The sequence below is a fragment of the Paenibacillus woosongensis genome (assembly GCF_030122845.1).
GTDB classification, from domain to species: domain Bacteria; phylum Bacillota; class Bacilli; order Paenibacillales; family Paenibacillaceae; genus Fontibacillus; species Fontibacillus woosongensis_A.
Map to the genome: position 1 here is coordinate 4817659 of NZ_CP126084.1, position 20392 is coordinate 4838050.

Sequence of the window (20392 nt, forward strand, 5' to 3'; positions counted from 1 at the left end):
GGTTTCGTGTATCTGCTGCATTGATTTTTGGACTTACTTCCTTATCCAACTCATATTAACTACATGAATTCCAGCAAATCACACACTCCACGATAATGTTCAAATTTTAGATACAGAAAATCCAGCTATTTTTGCGAGCTATCCTCCAATAAATCCGGCTAATTGCGAATCATTTTCGAATCGGCGGCGTACAGTAGTTTGTATACCAAAACTTGTATTTTTAAGTAGTCACTAACTAGTTATACCAACAGCGGCTTGCGGAGCGGTTAACAACAACGGTTAGCGGATAGGCCAACTGTAGTGGTTGCCACGTCTAGCAGGCCGGCTGAAAAACATAAAAAAACGCCCTGCCATCTTTTAAAATGGAAGAACGTTTTTCATGGCCGGGTCTGTCATGTGCCCCCACCACATTACTTCTTACATAATGAAGCCTTCTTCAAGCGCATCTACGGAACGCTCTACTACGTATAGCTGAATTCGAGCCAGCTCCTTCGCCAGTTCCTGCTGCGTCAACATGAATGCTGACTTGTCATAATCATGGCGAGAGATTAATCCATTGTCGAATCGCTTTGTCATGTGTATATTATCTTGCTTTGCGTTATTATAATCGTTTACTGCATTTTCGTAAGCCTTATAAGCCAAATCTGCATTACTGTACAGTTCATCGATTTTTTTGTTAAGCTCGATCCGCGTTTTTTCAGCCTGCTGCTCTGCAATACGCACATTCAATTCCAGCAGATCTTCCTGGTCCTCATTGGTAGTACGGGTATGACTCTCTTGATGTTTTGCCAAAATGATGGAGTTCCATTGCCGCTTCATTTCAAATGATTTTTCCAATATACGCTCCCGCTTCAATTGGCTGATCGGCTGCGGGGTGAACTCCGGCAGATCTGCCAGCTCGATATTGGGATCATAGACGATGCCAAGGTCAAAACTTAACTGGACTAACGCCAATTCATATTTGTTTTTTAGCCCATCCAGCTGCTGCTCCTGCTTTTGAATTTCCCTTTGCGCTTCAGTAACCTTGACCGCCGAAGCCATGCCCATCTCCTGCAGCAGTTCGGCTTTTCTCAAGTCGGCCTTCAGGACCTCCAAGTACTTTTCGGCCACAGTCCGTTGTTTGTCGAGCGAGAGCAGTTCCGCATACTGTGAAGTCACTTGCAGCTTAATTCCTATGCGAGCTTCCTCCAAATCAAGAACTGTATTGGCCTGCTCCATCTCAATCTGCTTTAAAGCAAGAATCAGCTGGTCGCGTTGCCCTTGCAATTGTTTGTTCATGGCATCGGCAATATTGCCAACACCATTCAATAACTGATTCACAACCATATTCGTTTCTAGCGTCGGATACAAGGATGGCAGCATCTCCTCCGGAATCTCGCCATATTTCTCCTGAATCTCCTCAATGGATTCCGGTAATGTATAGGAGCTTCCCGCCCCTCCGCTGGCATTATTGAGCTCTTTTTGCTGTTCTTTAAGGCTTCCTTCATTTAATTTTACAGCCGTCAGTTTTAAAGTTAATAGTCTGTAGTTCAATGAATGATCTAACGATAACTTCAACACCGTATCCAGATCCAGGCGCTTAATGGGCATTAGGGTGCCCGAATCGATAAAGGAATCCTTTAATACCTCTTTGAGAGTCGCTTCCTTCCCAGTACGAATCGTGTTGTCTTCGTCCGTACTGGCGGCATGGACTGCTACCGGCCCCGCTGATAAAAGACTCAAACACAGCAGTGACGATATCATTGCCGATAGACTTCTTTTCATAGAAAAATTACCTCTCTCTCCCAAATCAGACTAGTCATATCGCTCCCATAATATCATCAGAAAATGGAGAAATCAACTTTTGGACCTTCGCTTGACAAGCGCGCCACGACTGGGTTACTTTAAAGTTAAAAAATTTACTAGGGGATAAACTTAGGAGGAGAGGAACGGGATGAAAGGACGTTGGCCGGCTCTATTTTTAGCCATTTCAATGATGATGATTACAGCAGCATGCGGTTCAGCTGATAAAGGGACGGCATCAGGAGAAGTAGCAACCGCCGTACAGGTCATTACCATTAAGAAAGAACCTCTGAATGCAGAGTACAATTTCTCGGGAACGCTGAAGCCGGAACAGGAGGCAAGCATTTCCTTTCAAGTTGCGGGACAGATTGAACAGACGCTAGTGGAAGCAGGCGATCCTATTAAAGCAGGGGATGTCCTTGCTGTCATTGATGATGAGAATGCGCAATTGCAACTGAAGCAAGCGCAGAACGGCGTAGCTCAGGCCGCTGGCCAGCTCAGCGCCGCCAAAGCGGGGGTAGAAGCAGCACAGGCCCAGGCCAAAGCGGCCAAGGCGCAGCTGGATACAGCCGAGGCCAACCTTACTGCCGTGGAGAAAGGTGCCTCCGCCCAGAAGCTTGCTCAGACCCAGAATGCAGTCGCTATGGCGCAGAGTGCCTACGACAAATTTTTGGCAGATGAAGAGCGTTATGCGAATCTTTATTCTGCCGGCCTAATTTCGCTGGATGATTATGAGAAATTTCAACTGCAGCTTAAAGATGCCGAAACATCACTGGAGAACGCCAAACAAGTGCTATCCGAGCTGACCGAAGGCGCTACTGCAGAGCAGCGCAAGTCGGCACAGGCTGGAGTTGAACAGGCCAAAGCCGGCAAAAGCGCAGCCGAGGCAGCCGTAGAGCAAGCCAAAGGCGGACAAATGCAAGTACAAGCGGCATACGACCAGGCTATGATCCAACTGGAGCAAGCCCAACTGGCATTAAGCAAAACAAAACTGACCGCTCCGATAGACGGTGTTATTTTGAGTAAAAGGGCAGTCGTTGGCCAAATGGCTCCCGCTGGAGCCGAAGCCTTTGTCATCGGCACGATCGACACACTGATGGTTCCGATTGCCGTTCCAAGCGAGCAAGCAGACCAGTGGAAACCAGGACAAGTGGTTGCACTTGAACAGAACGGAAGCAAACGGCAAGGCACTGTCATAAGAGTCTCCCCTGCAACCAATCAAGGAACAGGAACATTAACCGTAGAAGTGAGCGTTCCTAATCCTAAGCAGGATTGGATTCCAGGACAAGTGGTTCGTGTAGGCCTATCATCCGCCGGGCAGGAAGGTATTTTTGTACCAGCCGGAGCAGTAGTTAGTAACGGTCAGGAACCTTATGTGTTCAAACATGTCAACGGCAAAGCCGTCAAAACGGTGGTCGAATTAGGTGCTCGTATCAGCGAGGATAACCGCTTGAGCATTGCCTCGGGGCTTCATGAGGGTGATGTCGTTGTCAGCATCGGAGCAGATCGCTTATTTGACGGAGACACGATTACGGTCGTGGAGGATAGTGCAAAATGATCGAATATACCATACGCAAAAGAAAGATTACCCTCTTATTATTTATCATTTTAATTATATTCGGTATTTTTAGCGCGACTACGCTCCCCCGTCAGGATATGCCTGACGTCGTGTTGAAGCAAGCTGCGGTCATCACTGTTTTTCCGGGAGCTACGCCAGAGCGGGTAGAGCAGTCGGTTACTAAAATTTTGGAACAGACGATCAAGCAGGTTGAAACGATCGAAACGATTGAATCGACCAGCTCAAGCGGCGTTTCCTCCATTATGGTATATGCTTATCCGGATGCAGACGCTGCTGCCACATGGGATCAATTGCGAAAAAAGGTGGAGGATGCCACCGCCGATTTGCCCAATGGCGTTCATAAACCTATTGTTAACGACGACCTGATCTCCTCCTTCATTGGTTCCTATGTAATCTCTGCCGATAATCCAGATACATTGTATGCTCTCAGTGATCTCATGATTGAATGGCGGGATAAGTTACGCCAGGTGAGCGGCGTTGCAGATGTTAAGATCGAAGGTATTCCTGAAAAGGAAGTGAGCATTAAGGTCGACCTTCAGAAACTAGAGCAATACGGCATTCCTTGGGAGCAGGTTGTGCAAGCTGTAACCAACATGAATAACCGTACACCGATTGGCTCGCTGGATTATGACTCTCGCAGCTATGATTTGGTCGTCTCTGATATTGCTGATGTCAAAGAACTGAATGAAGTACTCATTAGCAGAACGCAGACCGGATCTCCGGTATATTTAAAAGATGTCGGTCAGGTTCAGCTGGCGGACATGAAGCCGACCTATCTTGCTTATTACAACGGGCAGCCTGCCATCTCCATTAATGTGTCCGCACAGAGCGGTTCGGACGTGCTGACCATGGATAAATTGATTTCTCAGAAGCTGGATGAGCTTAAGGGAAGCTTGCCCAGCAACGCTCATTTTTCTCCGGCCTTTGGTCAAAAGGAAGTCGTCAGCAAAATGTTCAGCGAGCTGCTTCAGGAGATGCTGGTCGCCATTACTGCTGTCATTTTGGTCTGTACATTAGGGCTTAATCTAATGACGTCGCTCATCGTGGCGGCGGCGATACCGATTTCCATAGCGATAGGCATGATCGCGATGCCTTTCACCGGAATTACGATCAATGAAATTTCTATCGTAGCTTTGATTATTGTACTAGGGATTCTGGTCGACGATGCCGTCGTGGTCAACGACAATATCGAACGCAGATTAAGCGTGCTGGGGGAAAGTCCCGAAGTCGCCTCAATCAAAGGGGCAAAGGAAGTATCCGTATCTATCCTGACTGCCACCCTATCGACCATTTTTGCATTTGCACCATTGCTATTTTTAACCGGGGACATCGGTTCCTTTATTAAGCCGCTTCCTATTGTCATTTCCTGCTCCATGTTCGCTTCCATGATTATGTCGCTGACCATCATACCGATCTTCCGCCAGTGGCATGAGAACCGACGCAGACAACGAGCAGCCAGTAGCAGAGCTGCAGATGAAGAAGTCACAGATCAGCCGCATAACCCTTCTTCAGAGGAGGCAAAACCAGCCGGCTTGCTCGGCAAACAAATTCAATCGTTAACCAAATGGTATTCCGGCACTCTGGTCCCGAAAGTGCTTAAAAAGCCTAAATTGTACGCAGGCATAGGCCTCCTGATCGGTACAGCCTCCTTCAGTTTGGCTTTGATTACACCGGTTGATTTGTTCCCTGAGTCTGAGGATCCTTATGTCAGCATTAATGTAGAAATGCCTGTAGGTACATCCTTCCAGGAGACTCAGCGTATGGTGAACAATATATCCCAGTGGGTAGAGAAGCAGCCCGAGACTGAGTTTGTCAGCGTGGGTGTAGGCGGCAAGGCTCCCCAATTATATTCTGACATTACCAATGCCCTTGCCTCTTCAGCTTCTGTCGGACAGATTTCTGTTATTGGCAAGCCGGGTTTATTTAAATTAGATACAACCGTCTCCGCTTGGGAAGCGGAGCTGAAGCAGCAATTCCCAGGCGCAACAATTTCGACCCATGTCTCTAGACTCGGAATCCCCGTAGGTTCTGCGGTTTCCGTCCGGATTGCCGGTGAAGATCTGGGTACGCTGCAAAAGCTATCACAGCAATTAAAAGAGAGAATTTCCAAGTTAGACGGCGCCACTGGAATCAAAGACAATTTCGGAAACCAGAGCTATACGCTAGAATTTGAAGTTAACAACCAGGCCATGGACGAATATATGATCGATTACAGTACGCTGACGCAAACACTGCGTCTCATGGGCGATGGACTTGACATCGGTGACTTTGATACGGGCAAGCAAATCGTCGATATCAATTTTCAAGCTTCGACTCAAGGGGCAAGTCCCAACGAATTGTTCCAGCAAATCTTTATTACCAATAAACAAGGGGTCCAAGTTCCTTTAGCACAGCTAGCTGAAATGAAGTCGTCATTTACAACGCAAAAAATTCAGCGTTATAACCTTGAACGTATGATCACAGTGGAAGCAAATGCGGTTGGAAAGACAGCATCTGAGCTAAACGCCGAGGTACGCGCTATTCTGAATGACATGGTTATTCCAAATGGGTATTCGATTGAATTTGGCGGTGAAACTTCAGATCAGGCGGATATATTCGGGGATTTGGCTATACTGTTCGTCGTCGTCATTTTCTTAATCTTCATTATGATTACGATCCAGTTCTACTCCCTATCGGCACCGATTATTATTATGACCACGGTATATCTGGCTGCCGCCGGCGGAATCATTGGAATCTTTGTCTCTGGATCTTCCATTGGGTTCATGAGTATTATGGGGATCATTTCACTAGCGGGTATTGTCGTACGTAACGGGATTGTCTTCCTTGAATTTATTGAGGATGCGCGGCGGGAAGGAATCGGTTTGTACGAAGCGGTCATCTCAGCAGCAAGCGCTCGTTTCCGCCCTATCGTGCTCACTTCGTTTACGGCCATGATCGGAATGCTGCCATTGGCGATTACAGGAAGCATCTTGTTTAGACCTATGGCTTTCACCATTATATTTGGATTGATGTTCTCGACCGTTCTAACGCTGGTCGTCGTGCCTTCCATATACATGGTAGTCGCGAATTGGAAGGACAACCGGCGTAACCGTAAACAGACTCCAGACCCATCTATCTCTACAGCTACAGATAGCGTCTCCATGTAATCGGCGGCCTCACTTGCAAATTTACAGATTTGCAGGTGAGGTCACCGCTACTTACTTTAACGAAAGGAACCCTTAAATGAATAAGGATAAAAAGGAAATTATTTTACAAAATGCGCTGCGGCTTTTTGGCGAAAAAGGATTTGCATTGACCACCGTTGATGAAATCGCCAAAGAAAGCGGGATGACCAAGCCTTCTTTATATAAGTATTTCGACAGCAAAGAGACATTGCTGTTAGAGAGCATCTCCAATTTGAGCAAATCATTGGATAGAGAGGTTACCAAGCTGTATCGTAACTTAGAGCTTACTCCCAGCGAACGTCTCGTTGAGCTTATGGCAACTTACTTGAAGGTGGTCCTGAATCATAACTTCCAAACATTGATGTTCAACATGTTCAACATGCCTGCGCTAAAAAATTCAGGCGACGAGAAAATTCGAAAAGCGTGGACGGATTTAGAGGAGCAATTCTATCTTTGGTTTGAAGATTGCATCACGGATACGTATGGAAAAGATATTGAGAAGCATGCTATGGACATCATCTTTATCGCCGGCAGCATTTTATTGGAATATTTCCGGCTTATAGGTTCCGATGTCCCTGATCAACAATGCCGGAGCCTTGCTATATATGTCGGTCAGGTTATCCACATTCTAGTCAAAGGGTTTAATACTCCTGAAATGCGCAATGTTTCTCTGTTCGAATTTTCTCCATTAAACAAAAAAGAGAATTGCAAAGTCAAGAACGCTATTTGGGAAACCCGCCGATTACATGAGGTGTTCGAGGAGTTAGACAGCCGTATTAGTAACAACCCAATACTAACTGACACAGAGAAAGCAAACTATGGTGAGGCTCTGAAGAAAATACGGGAGGAATCTTTTGAGTCATCACAGAACAATGTGGTCTTAGATGCTCTGGTTCTATATTTAGAGCAAGTAGAATCATTAAGGGAAGCCTGTACGGAACTGCGAGCTTTGATGAAGAAGTAGTTAATCAGACCATGGATACCGTCCAAATGATTTTGAGGGTACAATAAATGAGCCTAAGGCGTTCGCCTTAGGCTCATTTCTCTTGATGATAACATCGGGGGCATCTAGATATAATTCAACTTCTCCAATACTCGTTTCAACATGGCAGCAGCTTGAGCCCGAGTAGCGTTGCCCTGAGGCTGGAAGGTGTCAATGGAGACCCCCTGGATAATTCCTTCCTTCACCGCTTTGGCCACAGTTTCCTTGGATTGAATTTTACCGTTATCCTTGAAGCGGCCCAGCAGTTGCGCGGAGGTGAGTCCGTCTAAGGAAATATCTTGTCCCGCATAAGCCATCGCACGAACTAGCATGAGTGACATCTGCTCTCGGGTAATGTAGCTGTTCGGCTTAAACGTACCGTCCATGTTACCGGCAATAATGCCTGCTTTGGTAGCTGCCCCGATATAAGCTCCCGTCGTGCCTGTCGGAACATCCGGGAAGCGGCGGGCGCTCGCTTCATCTCCTTCAAGCCCTAAGCCTTTAGCAATGAAGACGGCAAATTCCGCCCGGGTAATATTGCTATTTGGCTCGAACTGGCTGCCTTGCCGGCCATCAATGATGAGCTTGCCGGCCAGGTTGTTGATGTTCGCGCTAGCCCAATGATTCCTAGTATCGCTGAAGTAACTGTACCCTAGAGCAGGGCCAACGATGATATTTCCACCTATTTTACCATTGAAAATAACATAGTTGCCGCTATTCGTCACCTTTGCAGGAACGAAAGAAGAACTGCGCGACGATAAATTATATTTAATAAGGGATATCTGCGTCTCCGCAATTGGGTTTGACACACCTGGATTCACTACCCGGAAATGCACACGGCCTGAGTGGCTGACATCTACTGCATCTTGAGTAGACGTTCCATTATAGGCATATACACTTATTTGAACAGGATCTCCGTTTGGCGTGACCGTCACACCATTGCTGTAATTCTGCGTCGGCAGCTGAACTCTGTCCATCGACTCGATTTGAATCGTAATATACGCAGAATTTAAATTATTAACGAGCAAGGAACGTGAGATTTCCGGATACGGTATTTTCTCGATCGGAAGCTCATACATCACATTTTGATGACGAACAGCTATGGATCCTGTTTTGCCAAGACCGTACATATTTACGATTGCGCTTAATGGCCAAGAGACCTCTGCCACTTTCTCCGTATTAGGAACCTCGAATACTAGCTTCTTGTTTAGGGCATTGCCATTAATGAGGAATTGAAAAGCTTCCTGCAATTTAGTTTCATCAATGCTATATTTTCTGATATTCTGCTGTTTGTTTAAAGATATACCCTCCCGCACCTGCGCGGCATTCAGATTAAGCAAATATCCATTCATATCAAAATCCGACGATGGAAATACCGTCATAAACGATGGCAAGCTAGCATTTCCTGTGGAAGCGCCCGGACTTCCAGCGGTAAGATTCTGTACGGAAATGCGGCTGTAGGCCTGCAGCGCTTTTCCGCTGCTGTCATATAGCGGCGCAGATCCCGGCATATACGAAAGATCGACAACCTGGCCAGCGTACACGGATGTGCCTAACTTAAGGGTAATCGTGTCGCCGCTGATGCTCACCGATTGAACCGTCCGATTCGACTGATCCACATTCACGCTAAATTGATTGGCCGATGCAGAACTGCCCGATCTCAATGGAACATTGTAAGTGATAGTCATTGTATCGCCGCGAATGACTGCGGAGCGAATACCTTCCGCCACCATGTTATAACTCACAGGTTGCAGGTTAATATAACCTGCAAGATTACCGTTCAAATCAGCAATTCCCCCTGGAGCCGAGACATAGGATAAAGTTACATTCTGATCTTTGGAGAAAGAGGAGGCAAGTGTCAGAATGACCTGGTTAGTCACAACCTCAATCCCTGTCACATATACCGGAGAATTGTTGACTAAAACAGAGTACTGGCTCTTCATCGGGATGCTTGTGCTTCTCAGCGCCTCGTTATAGGTAATGATGATTTTGGACCCGGAACCCTCAATTTTTGTAAATTCCGGCGCTTTATTATCATTGTAATTCCGGACAAAATAATCACTGAATGCAGCGATATTCTGACCGCGATAATCCTGTAGCGGATAAGATCCCGGCGTGTAGGATACTTGAACAACGTCGCCATTCGATACACCGCTGCTTAAATATAAATATACATAAGCTCCGCTTCTGCTAATTCTATTAATTCCTTTAGTTTGATTACCTGCAGTTACCTTAAATTGCTGATAAGCATGGGTAGATACATCCTTCAGACTTTCACTGAAACGCAGCGTCAATGTGCTGCCCGAAATATAGCCCTCTTCCGGCTTGGGCAGCACAGAGTCGATGCCATTCGTAACTTCTTTGTCCGAAAAAGCTGCCGCCGCATTTCCAGCTAAATCTTGGATAGGCCGGACACTGCCACTTGTATAACTAATGCGGATATTTTGCCCTACCGCTACTCCTGTTTCTAAATATACATATACACTGTCCCCAGAGGTATATGCGCTGCTTATACGACGCTCTTCACCATTGACGGTCACCTTAAAGCTGGAGGTATACAAACTATAAGAAGTATCCAGTCTTTCATTGTACAATAGCCTGATCGTTGTATTCGATTGCATCGTAGCTTTCTGGAGGACGGGTGGCGTCTTGTCTACCCCTGCAGTCTGAAATGTCCATCTATTCGTGCCTGTTAGGCCAGCATAATATATAGAAGAGTTCTGGGCATCATAGATACTATTGCTTGGGATTTCAATGTAGTATCCTATGCCCGATTCCAATAAACTGCTTGGAGTGATCGTTACTTGGTTTCCGCTAGCGGTTACCGTAATGGGAACAGAAGCATTATTGGATGACTTTTTAAGCGTAATTCCCCCGTTGGTCACGCTCCGATTGATGTTCACATTGCGATTAAATGTGATCACCGGCTTAGTATTTACGTTGGCGCTGTTACTGCCGTTTACCGGGCTGAACGTAGTCGCGGTTAATGCCGTTGTTGCTGCATTTGCCGTCGTGAAAGACCAGCTGATCGCTGATGAATTTACACCTTTAGTTTCTCCGACAATAAATGTTCCTGCTGGAATTGTAATGGTGTATTTGCTACCGTACTGCAAATTCGTAGGCGGTGTTAAAATCATGGAGTTCGTATAAGTTGCCTGAGTTACGGTAACGTCCATTTTTTCAGTATATCCAGAGACTTGCCTAGAAATCGTAAACGTTTTTTGGCCATTCGTCCGTACCTTGTTGCTGCCGAACTTCACTTCCAATTTTGTAGTTACAGGTACCCCCGTACCTGTAGGACTATAAGTTGTGGGAGCGCTGCTAATCGCTGCCAGCAGTCCTTTGCTGAGCAGCATATTTCCTGTATTCAGGGGCATCGAAGCTGTTGCACCCGGTTCACTTAAGCTTTGGCGACTATTGCCGACAGCTCCTGCAGTCGCTCCCAGCAACATGTTCAACATTAACACTGCAATAATCAGAATCGAGATCTTTCTTTGCATTTTCACGTTCCCCTTTCCGTCCGATCCATCATTTCTGTATATAACACCGCTTCCTCGCGGCTGCCAAATACACACCTATGTATATTAACGGCAAATGAACTCCCCAAGTTTAGAACAAAGCGTAAATTTATCGACGCAAACAAAAAAACGGATACTCGAATTGCATAATTGCAATCCGAATATCCGTTCTGTGGTTTATGAATAACTCTCGTTCTTAGATACCTGCTTGGGCTTTCAACGTCTCTGCTTTGTCTAGACGCTCCCATGGCAGGTCAAGATCCGTACGGCCAAAATGTCCGTAAGCCGCTGTCTGACGGTAAATTGGACGGCGTAGATCCAGCATGTTAATAATGCCTGCAGGACGAAGGTCAAAGTTCTCACGGATAAGCTCAACGAGCTTCTCTTCTGGAATTTTGCCTGTTCCGTACGTATCGACATTGATGGAGACAGGGGTCGCAACACCAATCGCGTAAGCGAGCTGAATTTCGAGCTTATCGGCCAGACCGGCAGCTACCAGGTTCTTAGCAACATAACGAGCCGCGTAAGCTGCGGAACGGTCTACTTTTGTAGGATCCTTACCCGAGAAAGCACCGCCGCCATGACGAGCATAGCCGCCATACGTATCTACGATGATTTTGCGTCCGGTAAGCCCGGCGTCACCTTGCGGTCCGCCAATCACGAAACGGCCTGTAGGGTTGATGAAATATTTCGTTTGCTCATCGAGCAGCTCTGCAGGAACGACAGGCAGAATGACATGTTCTTTAATATCCTTCTGGATTTGCTCCAGCGTAATTTCCTCGGCATGCTGAGTGGATACAACAATGGTATCTACACGAAGGGCTTTGCCATCTACATACTCGATTGTCACTTGGGTTTTGCCGTCAGGACGAAGATAGCTCAGCGTACCATCTTTACGTACTTCCGCCAAACGGCGCGCAATACGGTGGGACAATGCAATCGGCAGCGGCATGAACTCAGGAGTTTCATTCGTTGCAAAACCGAACATCAACCCTTGGTCGCCAGCACCAATATTTTCTGTTTCTTTGTCTACTTGAGCGGGATCACGGTTTTCCAGAGCCGCGTTTACACCTTGAGCGATATCCGCAGACTGCTCGTTTAGCGATGTCAATACAGCGCATGTATTGGAATCGAAGCCGTATTTTGCACGGGTGTAGCCAATTTCGCGAATTGTCTTCCGCACAAGCGCAGGAATATCCACGTATTCGGATTTGGTACTAATTTCGCCAATGACAAGTACAAGACCGGTAGCTACAGACACTTCACACGCAACGCGTGCATAAGGATCCTCTTTAAGAAAAGCGTCAAGCACCGCATCGGAGATCTGGTCGCAAATCTTATCCGGATGACCCTCAGTAACGGATTCAGAAGTAAACAAATGGCGTCCTTTGATGGACATATCAATCAGCCTCCCCATGTGGATAGTATGGCATTTGCCTAAGTATCCAATACTAAAAAATATTGTACAATGCGCTTCATAGTTTGAATGGGCTACCCTGCCACATTGTGAGGATTCCCAAAATTAAGCTAACAGCAAAAAATGAACCTTTTCCGTAGCGGAAAAGGTTGATTTGACAATCCTTAAAAGTCATATTAACGCATTTGCCAGGTCATGTCAAAATAAAAAAGGCAATTTTAAAGAAAAATTATTCCACTAAGTTCCTTTGAGCATGTGCGATCAGTCTTTTTGTGATTTCTCCGCCGACAGAGCCATTCTCTCGGGAGGTCAGATGACCCCAATAGCTCGAATAACCGGTAGTTGTTCCGCCTGTGCCAAGCTCCCCTGCAAATTCTGTATCCGCTGAACCAAGCGCCCCTCCGGAGCTGCTGACCGGCAGCCCGAATTCCGCAGCGATCTCATATTTCCATTGGTGCAATACCTGATGGCTTTCCGGGATGAGCTTTCGATTGCTTCTCGCCATGATTCGAAACACCTCCTGATTTATCTTGCTTTCAGGAGTAGTATGCTTCAATTTCAAGGGGGTAGCCATCTCAATGTTTGTTACTTGCGGTGCTACCCTTCCATGGAAGGATGCTCCCCATAATCCATCTTATGCAAGCATTATTGAATGGAATAACCGCCGCGAACCATAACCGTCAGTGGATGAGTCTGGCCCTCCTGATGCTGAATACCCCGCCCCGCTCTTGGGAAAGATAACAAATGATTGTTCGTGACAATACCACCATTCGTAATATCCTTGCCATCCGTCAGGTCTGCTACGCCATTCTGATCTTCACTGTAAATAACGGCTTTACCCGCCCGTACTACAAATTCTGCACCTGCAGCAGCGATTAGCTTCTGACCAGGCTTGACCTCGACAATTTTAACTTCATCCGAGGAAGATGCTGCTGTGTTCCCTGCTTGAGCGCTTGAGCTTGAATCAGTGCTCTGCGAGGAAGAATTGCTGCTTGCCCCCTTTAAAGCCTGTTGAATTTGCTGATCTACATAACTTTTTGTCACAACAGGATCATCAGCGGTTCCTGGCTGATTCGTCACTCCGGCTCCTTCCACCTTCTCATTCAACAATGAACCGGCCCATATTCCTCCACCAATCAACACGGCTGCGGCTGCCACTTTCCATGTAGTCTTCATGTTGAACCTCCTAATTAGGAATTGCATTTATCAGAATCTTCCTGCCTATGAATCTCTTTCATCATAATAGGTTTAAAGGATGGAAACAAGCAAAAATCCCTCTACGAGGGACTTTTGCTTGTTATGCGTATTAAAACAAATCTTCATTTACAAAATATGCAGCCTTTGTAGCAATCTTCGTTTTCTCCCCTTGATAAGAATCAAAGATGGAGAACTGGAAGGCTCCAGATCTTGTCGTAGCAAAAATTTGATCATTGATTACAAATGAGAAGTTCTGATTGTTGCCTACGAGGAAATCCTTCTCGAGCTCAATTTCTTTTTCAAATCTTGCCCCGCTAGAATCAGTCACTTCAAGAATAAACTTATGCTGGAATTCGCCCATATCGTATGTCAAATCGCGCTTCAGGTCGTACTTCATCTTCACTTCCAAGCCGGCAGAATTCGTACGTCCCTCGATCTCCTTGATAGTTAATGTATACGGGAACAATTCGACATCTTTGAGCGTATCTTGAATACTTCTACTATCCAAATTCAACTCCATGGAGGAAGCATTAACATATCCTGTTGGTTTGCCTTCAGCTTCCGTGAACTTATCCTCTGAGATACTCTCACCTACAACCAGGTTCCAGTTGGATACTGTTGTTCCTTTAGGCACCTTTGCGGAGAATGTGACCAAACTCGACGATTCTGGTCCTACCGCATGCTTGACTTGATTTACATCCGCTTTGTAATATTGTCCATCATCAGTCAAGAAATAACCTGCCAACTGCGATAGGTTGGTTTGTTTATTTTCCAGATTTCTCATAATTATTTCGGTATAGATAATATCGCTAGTGCTGCCCTTATACAAATAAGTCTTCCGCGTTTTCAGGTCGGATTTTCTGCCTGCAGTATCCAGATTGAAATACGATCCTTCAGCAATTTGTTTTAGGCCACTAGTGTTGCCGTAGTTAGAGAACATAATCCAGTTGCTCGTTTTATCGGCACCCGTCTTTTGCAGCAATTGTACCTGTAATTGAGAGAACTTCAAGCTGGATGGGACATTAGCAACTACATATACGCTTGTCTTCTCACCCGCGCCAAGAATTTGGGTATTATTCGTATTTACCAAATGGACGGTGCTGCTTAAAGCAGTTAAATCCATTTTGTAGGCTCCTGCAAATTCTGGCAGCTTAGCTGCCTTAGTGCCTTTGTTAACTATTGTAATTTTTGTGGCGAGCAGGTTGCCATCATTCCATGGAAGCTTTTGAATCGCATCAAGCGTAACGCCAAATACACCATCATTATTTTTAATCGTGCGTTCTTGACCCTGGGCATACTGCATTTCCGTGTAGTCTGGCAAGTTATAAATTGCTACTGGGTAACTATTCACCTGCGAAGGTGATGATTCTTCACCCGCTCCCTGCGAGCTGCCCGTTGGCGTTTTCATAACCAGATCGATCTCATCTTCATTAGCAATGACCGGTATGGTCCCGTCTACGGAAATGATTTGTTCTTCATTTGGTTCTATGATCATACCTTCTAAGCCACTGGCAACAAGCGGGTATGTTTTCCCTCCAACTTGAACATCGAATGAATAATTAGGGATAGTAACCGTCTTATCTCCCTTGTTGGCAATAGAAAATTGAATCGAAAGGTCACTTTTTCCAAAGCTTTGATTTCTAGCAATGCTAACAACTTTTGTTGCAATGTTCGTACTATCAATTTTCAGCAGTCTCTCTTTATTAGCTGCTGTTTTAGAAGATTGTCCCTGTTTAGTTCCAAGACCCATAGAAGCTACAGGTATATCACTTTTCGTTGACTCGTCATTTTGAACCAGAAGCAACTGCAAGTTATTCAGGTTTACATTTTTAGGAATCTTGGCGATCAAATTTAACGTCTTATTCTCTTGAGGATAAATCTTAATATTCGTACTAGCTGCATCTGGTGTCACAGCAAAGGCAGTTCCACTAGGTGTCTGAACAACGTATTTAAGGCTTGGGTTGTCTATAGTACTTGAACCTGTATTCTGTAAATACAATGCGATATTTACATAGTTAGAATCACCGGATCCCAAAACGTTAACAGACATAACTTTCGCATTTGCCGAAAACTCATTTAAGGTTAGCTTCCTTGTTGTATTCACAGGAGTAGCTACAGCATATGTAGAGGGAATGTTTATGCTTCCTAATACTTGCTCATAGCCTGCCACACTAAAATCCCATTTCACGATTTGGAAATTTAGATCACTATACTTCAAATGCTTGGCTATTTTTGTCGTATAGGTAACGTTAACTGAAGAGCCTGGTACAACCTTCTTCTTCTCCTTATCCGCCCCTACCACACTAACGCTGTATACCGTACCAGATTTTGTTTTTACCTTCGTCCAGTAATCAATTAATGATAAAGTCTTGCTATCATTATTCTGATACGTAAGGGTATACGTCAGTATGTTCCCATCGCCCTGAGATAAAATATTCACATTACTTAATTTCACAGTACTTTTACCTGAAATTTTAACTCCGCTTAAGTTGCCTAGTGTCTTTACTGCTTGCGCGGCGGCTGCCTTATTATTTTGCGTATTCACTGCTGCATCTGCAGCTCCAGCGGCACTCTGGGTCATTAAGGCAGCTACAGCCAGTGAAGCTACAACCATCTTCGTCCTATTCAAGATTAAACCTCCTAATTAAAAAGTCGTATATAGTATATACGCATCAGATTAAAAAAAGTTCAAAAAAGAATTCAAAATGTTTCTATTTCGATTAAATTCTTAATTTAGTTCTTAAAATATAAAAAAAAGCGAGCCTAATGGCTCGCTTTTTTCACTTATTAATAAGTAGTGTTAGCTGTGAAGCTTTCAACGCTGTTTCCATCGCCAGCGATATCGTCTGTGATAGCACCTTTACCACCTTTGAATTCAATGCGAATTCTTTCACCAGCAGTGAATGGTCCTTGTACCTCTACGCGCAGTTTAGTTCCATTAGCAGATACACTTAGAACGGTGTACTTAGTATCGCCAACTTTAACTTCGAACAGATCATTGATAAACGCAGTGGAGTACTTAGCATCATTATTATTCACTCTGATATTCTCAGTCATGTTGAAGTCAAAGTACACAGCATCTGTTACAGAACCAGTACCTACAACAACCGAGCTGTCCTTTTTCTTAGGAGCAATTTTGTCTTTCAGCAGTTCATTGTTGTGTACAGGTACTTTGTTACCGAACACATCAGAAGCAGCACCCTCAACAATGTCTAGATAGTAAGGACCAGCTTCGGAAAGTTTGTTGGAACCTGTGAATTTCAGGATCAACGTCTTCTTGTCACTGCTCAACTCTGCACTGCTTGGAGTTTGGTCGTTAACTTTAAAGCCAGTTCTGCTGTAGCTGTTGATTTTAGCGCCGAATTTAACTTCGACTTTTTCAGTGGAAATAGCTTCGGAGTCTCCAACTTTAATATTGAATTGGCTTGTAGCTGCATCAATAGTTTTAGTCAGTACGGAAGAACCGTTACCATCTGTAATGATATCGCCCTCTTTATCAGCAACATAGTGGACTTCAATTGTATCGTTAACAACAGCTACGATATCATCAGCAAAGTCACGTGCATCAAGACGAACACTATCGGAGTTGTAGATATTTACTTTTCCTTCGTAAACATATCTCTTACCGTTATGAACTACAGCGTACTTGTCAGCGACAAGAGCACTTCCAGTACCGCTTGTTGCAAGATCAGTAGAGAATTGAAGATACAGATAATTTCCGTTATCGCTCAACCATGCACGCTCAAGTGTGTTGTCACCCAGGTTGGCAGTGTTGATTTTGATGGATTGAGGAAGCATTGTGTTTTTCACGTATGCTCTGTCACCAATACCAGAAACTTCGAGTGTGTACTCTTTGTTTTCGTCAAGATCGTTACCCAGGTTAACTTTAACTTCATTGTCAGAGTCAAGCTTAGAAACATCAACAGCTAATTCTGGATGACCTTTGCTATCGATCCAGTCGACGTCAGCAATTTTGCCATCGCTGTTTTTCAGAACATAGTTCTCAAGATCTTTAGCATCATTTTCTCTTACTTTTTCACTGAACGTCAACGTTACGATGTAGTCGCCGTCTTTTTTCTCGACTTTGTTTTTGATGACCGTTGGACGAATTGTATCCAGTGTTGGAGTTACTTTAGCGTCGCGGTCAGCTTTGTTATCGCTGTAATCTCTAACGCCTTTAACATAAACAGTGTTCTCATTGTAGTTCATAGGATCTTTAAGGTAAACTTTAACCTCATCGTCCTTGATGTCATAGCTACTAGCACCATTTGAAGTAGTATTTACATAAATATCTTCAATGTCTTTGATCGTTTCGTTGAATTTGATTGTCAGTTCTTCCAAATCATTTGTTTCAACAGATACGATTTCAGGTGCTGCAGTGTCTTCTGCAACTTCAAATTTGTTGTCAACAGGAGCAATTCTCAGACCAGAGTAATCTCTCACGTTGCTTACAGCTACTGTATGCTCGCCAACTGGCAGGTTTGCATTCACAATGACAGTATTAGGGTATACATAAGTTACGGATCCACCAATAGTACCGCCATTGATTTCGAAGTTACTGGAAAGCGTTGCGTCAGCTGCTTGAACTGGCTCACTAAATACGATTTTGAACGCTTTAGTACCTAGTCCAACAACCTCTTTCACAGTTGGTGCAGTAACGTCTACAGGAGTGAACTTAACATCTGTATTAAACGTTACAGTACCATCTTCGTTTTTCACGTTGGAGATTGTAAGTGTAGTCTCGTCTTTGTTCTCAAGGCTTCTGCCAGATTGTGTCAACAACAATGTTACTTGAGTTTTGTCGCTGGACAATTTAGCGGAATCAACATCTACATTTTTGATTTTATAATTGCTCTTTTGTTCTGCAGATGCTTTATCTACAGTACCGTCAAAAGTAACAACGATTTCTTTCAAGTTGTCAGCTTTAACAGTATCAACTTTTTGAGCCACAGTAGTAACATAAGTTACTTTGTGAGTGTAGTCATGACCGTTGTGAGAGAATTTCACTTCAGTTTCTTTGTTAGGCGCAAGAGCTTCGTCCAAAGTTACTTTCACAACTTCGTCGTTGGAGAGTTTGAACTCAACAACTTTACCAGCTTCAGATACTTCGTAGGAAGCTACAGTTGGAACTTGGTTAGCTTCGTAAGTCGCATGAGCAGCTACAACTACTTGCGAACGAGTTGCGTTTGCTTGGTAGTTGATGCCGGACTCGAGCAGACCTGCATCAATTGCAGCTTGAACATAGCCTTTAGCCCACTCAGTTGCAGTGTTGTTAGTTTCAGCTGGAACTTCCAGTTTCAACGCTTTAACCAAAACTACTGCCAATTCTTGAACTGTCAGGTTGTCGTTTGGTCCAAACAGTTGTTTAACAGCGTCTTTACCTGTCAGGATGCCAGCTTCAGTAGCTGCTTCGATGTACTTAGCTGCCCAGTGGTTAACACTGTAGTTTTGATCTTTGTAAGTAGCTACGCCAGGAACAGGCTCAAGATCGATCGCTTTAACGATGATCGTTGCCAACTCAGCGCGAGTAATTGTTTTGTCAAGACCAGCTGTTCCATCTGGATATCCAGTTACGATACCAGCTGCTTTCAAAGCATCAAATTGTTGTTGTGGAGTCAGCTTTGCATCAGCACCGAATGCTACGGAAGCAAACATGGAGAATGCCATTGCTGTAGACAAAGCTACGGATAAAATTTTCTTCATAACCTTTTTTTCTCCTCCTTGAATATCCTTCATATGAGAGTTTTCTTTAAATGAATAGCTCGTGTTACTCATTAGCCATTGCACCTCCTTTCCAGAGTCTTGAGCGAGTTCCTATAAATTAGGTCTGCGGTTAGCCGCAGAAACTTGTAAACGAAGCAAACAAATAAACATAGAAATAGACGAGTTACCTAATCCTACCTAGACATTATACAATGTATACCAGCAACCGTAAAGCTAATTTTTCTAATAGATAGACAAGTTTCCCCATAAGGTACATCTTGGTTGTCTAATTTCGTCGCATGAATTGGTCATCATTGTAAATGCTCTACATCTTAAACGCAGCAGAATTCAAAAAGTTGCGCCCTTTTAAAAAAATAATTTGCAACTTTGTTACTTTTCTAAGCTTATCCTCATTTACAACTTATTTCTTATCTTGCCGCCTGACGGAAATTAGTATAACATACCTGTTTATCCCAGTCATTAAGCAACATTTTCCAATACCCATTATCATTATCCTATGCGGAGACAGCGCAAATAAGACGTCCAATTGGACGCCTTATTCTTCTAAAAATAGAGAGATTATTCCATTATAAAGTTATTATCTAACCTTCATGGCCAGTTGGATAATCCGGGCACGCATTTGAGGATCTGTATTGAGTTTCGCATACATATCTTCAATTGCTTTCTTGTTGTCTTTGTAGGTCTTCTCATGCTTCATCGTCATATGCGACCAATCGATCAGCTCATTCTCAGCATTGCGCAGCGCGTTGAATGCTTCATGGAATCCTGTTTCTACTACTAGAGTTTCCATCACTTCCTGAGTTACCTCCTGGACTTTAGCCGTTTCTTCGATTCTTTTCTCCAAAACTTTCGATTTATCCTCGAATTTTGTCTTTGCTTTCATATAGCCTAGCTGAGCCTTCGATAGGATCGGTTTCATCTGTCCATATTCACCCTTTTGCTAAAATGTCTACTACTTCATTTGTTATTGTAACGTAATCCCCAACAAATTACAAAATGTTGTAATTGGAAAAAAGAGAGCCTTCCCGC

Annotated in this window: 11 protein-coding genes; 3 read left to right on the plus strand and 8 right to left on the minus strand. The window is 44.4% G+C overall.

Annotated features, from left to right (window positions below):
- Positions 1 to 417 precede the first annotated feature (417 nt).
- Positions 418 to 1764, minus strand: coding sequence for a TolC family protein (locus QNH46_RS22235; RefSeq protein WP_283926059.1), 1347 nt, complete (start codon positions 1762 to 1764; stop codon positions 418 to 420).
- A gap of 169 nt (positions 1765 to 1933) precedes the next feature.
- Here QNH46_RS22235 and QNH46_RS22240 point away from each other — a divergent pair, with 169 nt between their 5' ends.
- The 3 genes from QNH46_RS22240 to QNH46_RS22250 all read left to right on the plus strand — a co-directional run bounded on the left by QNH46_RS22240 (position 1934) and on the right by QNH46_RS22250 (position 7489).
- The gene (locus QNH46_RS22240; RefSeq protein ID WP_283926060.1) at positions 1934 to 3340 is read left to right on the plus strand and encodes an efflux RND transporter periplasmic adaptor subunit; all 1407 of its coding nucleotides are present in this window, start codon (positions 1934 to 1936) and stop codon (positions 3338 to 3340) included.
- On the plus strand, positions 3337 to 6507 hold the full coding sequence (locus tag QNH46_RS22245) for an efflux RND transporter permease subunit (RefSeq protein ID WP_283926061.1): 3171 nt from the start codon (positions 3337 to 3339) through the stop codon (positions 6505 to 6507). Before QNH46_RS22240 ends, QNH46_RS22245 begins: the two co-directional genes overlap by 4 nt.
- Before the next feature lie 76 nt (positions 6508 to 6583).
- Entirely contained in the window at positions 6584 to 7489 is a 906-nt protein-coding gene (locus QNH46_RS22250) for a TetR/AcrR family transcriptional regulator (protein ID WP_283926062.1), read from the plus strand.
- A 104-nt stretch (positions 7490 to 7593) separates the two neighbouring features.
- On the opposite strand, the gene QNH46_RS22255 is transcribed toward QNH46_RS22250, so the two are convergent.
- The 7 genes from QNH46_RS22255 to QNH46_RS22285 all read right to left on the minus strand — a co-directional run bounded on the left by QNH46_RS22255 (position 7594) and on the right by QNH46_RS22285 (position 20282).
- A complete protein-coding gene (locus tag QNH46_RS22255) occupies positions 7594 to 11007 on the minus strand; it encodes a SwmB domain-containing protein (protein WP_283926063.1) in 3414 nt (1137 codons plus the stop codon).
- Between the two features lie 214 nt (positions 11008 to 11221).
- Positions 11222 to 12424, minus strand: a complete 1203-nt coding sequence (gene metK, locus QNH46_RS22260) for a methionine adenosyltransferase (RefSeq protein ID WP_283926064.1) — start codon at positions 12422 to 12424, stop codon at positions 11222 to 11224.
- 247 nt (positions 12425 to 12671) lie between these two features.
- Complete coding sequence (locus QNH46_RS22265; protein ID WP_213593615.1) at positions 12672 to 12947, minus strand: alpha/beta-type small acid-soluble spore protein; 276 nt, start codon at positions 12945 to 12947, stop codon at positions 12672 to 12674.
- Positions 12948 to 13087: 140 nt separating this feature from the next.
- Entirely contained in the window at positions 13088 to 13618 is a 531-nt protein-coding gene (locus tag QNH46_RS22270; RefSeq protein ID WP_283926065.1) for a hypothetical protein, read from the minus strand.
- Between the two features lie 130 nt (positions 13619 to 13748).
- The gene (locus tag QNH46_RS22275; RefSeq protein ID WP_283926066.1) at positions 13749 to 16268 is read right to left on the minus strand and encodes a hypothetical protein; all 2520 of its coding nucleotides are present in this window, start codon (positions 16266 to 16268) and stop codon (positions 13749 to 13751) included.
- Positions 16269 to 16426: 158 nt separating this feature from the next.
- Positions 16427 to 19414 carry an S-layer homology domain-containing protein gene (locus QNH46_RS22280; protein WP_283926067.1) on the minus strand — a complete coding sequence of 996 codons (2988 nt, stop codon included), beginning with the start codon at positions 19412 to 19414 and terminating at the stop codon, positions 16427 to 16429.
- Positions 19415 to 19940: 526 nt separating this feature from the next.
- Complete coding sequence (locus QNH46_RS22285) at positions 19941 to 20282, minus strand: hypothetical protein (RefSeq protein ID WP_283926068.1); 342 nt, start codon at positions 20280 to 20282, stop codon at positions 19941 to 19943.
- Positions 20283 to 20392: the final 110 nt, after the last annotated feature.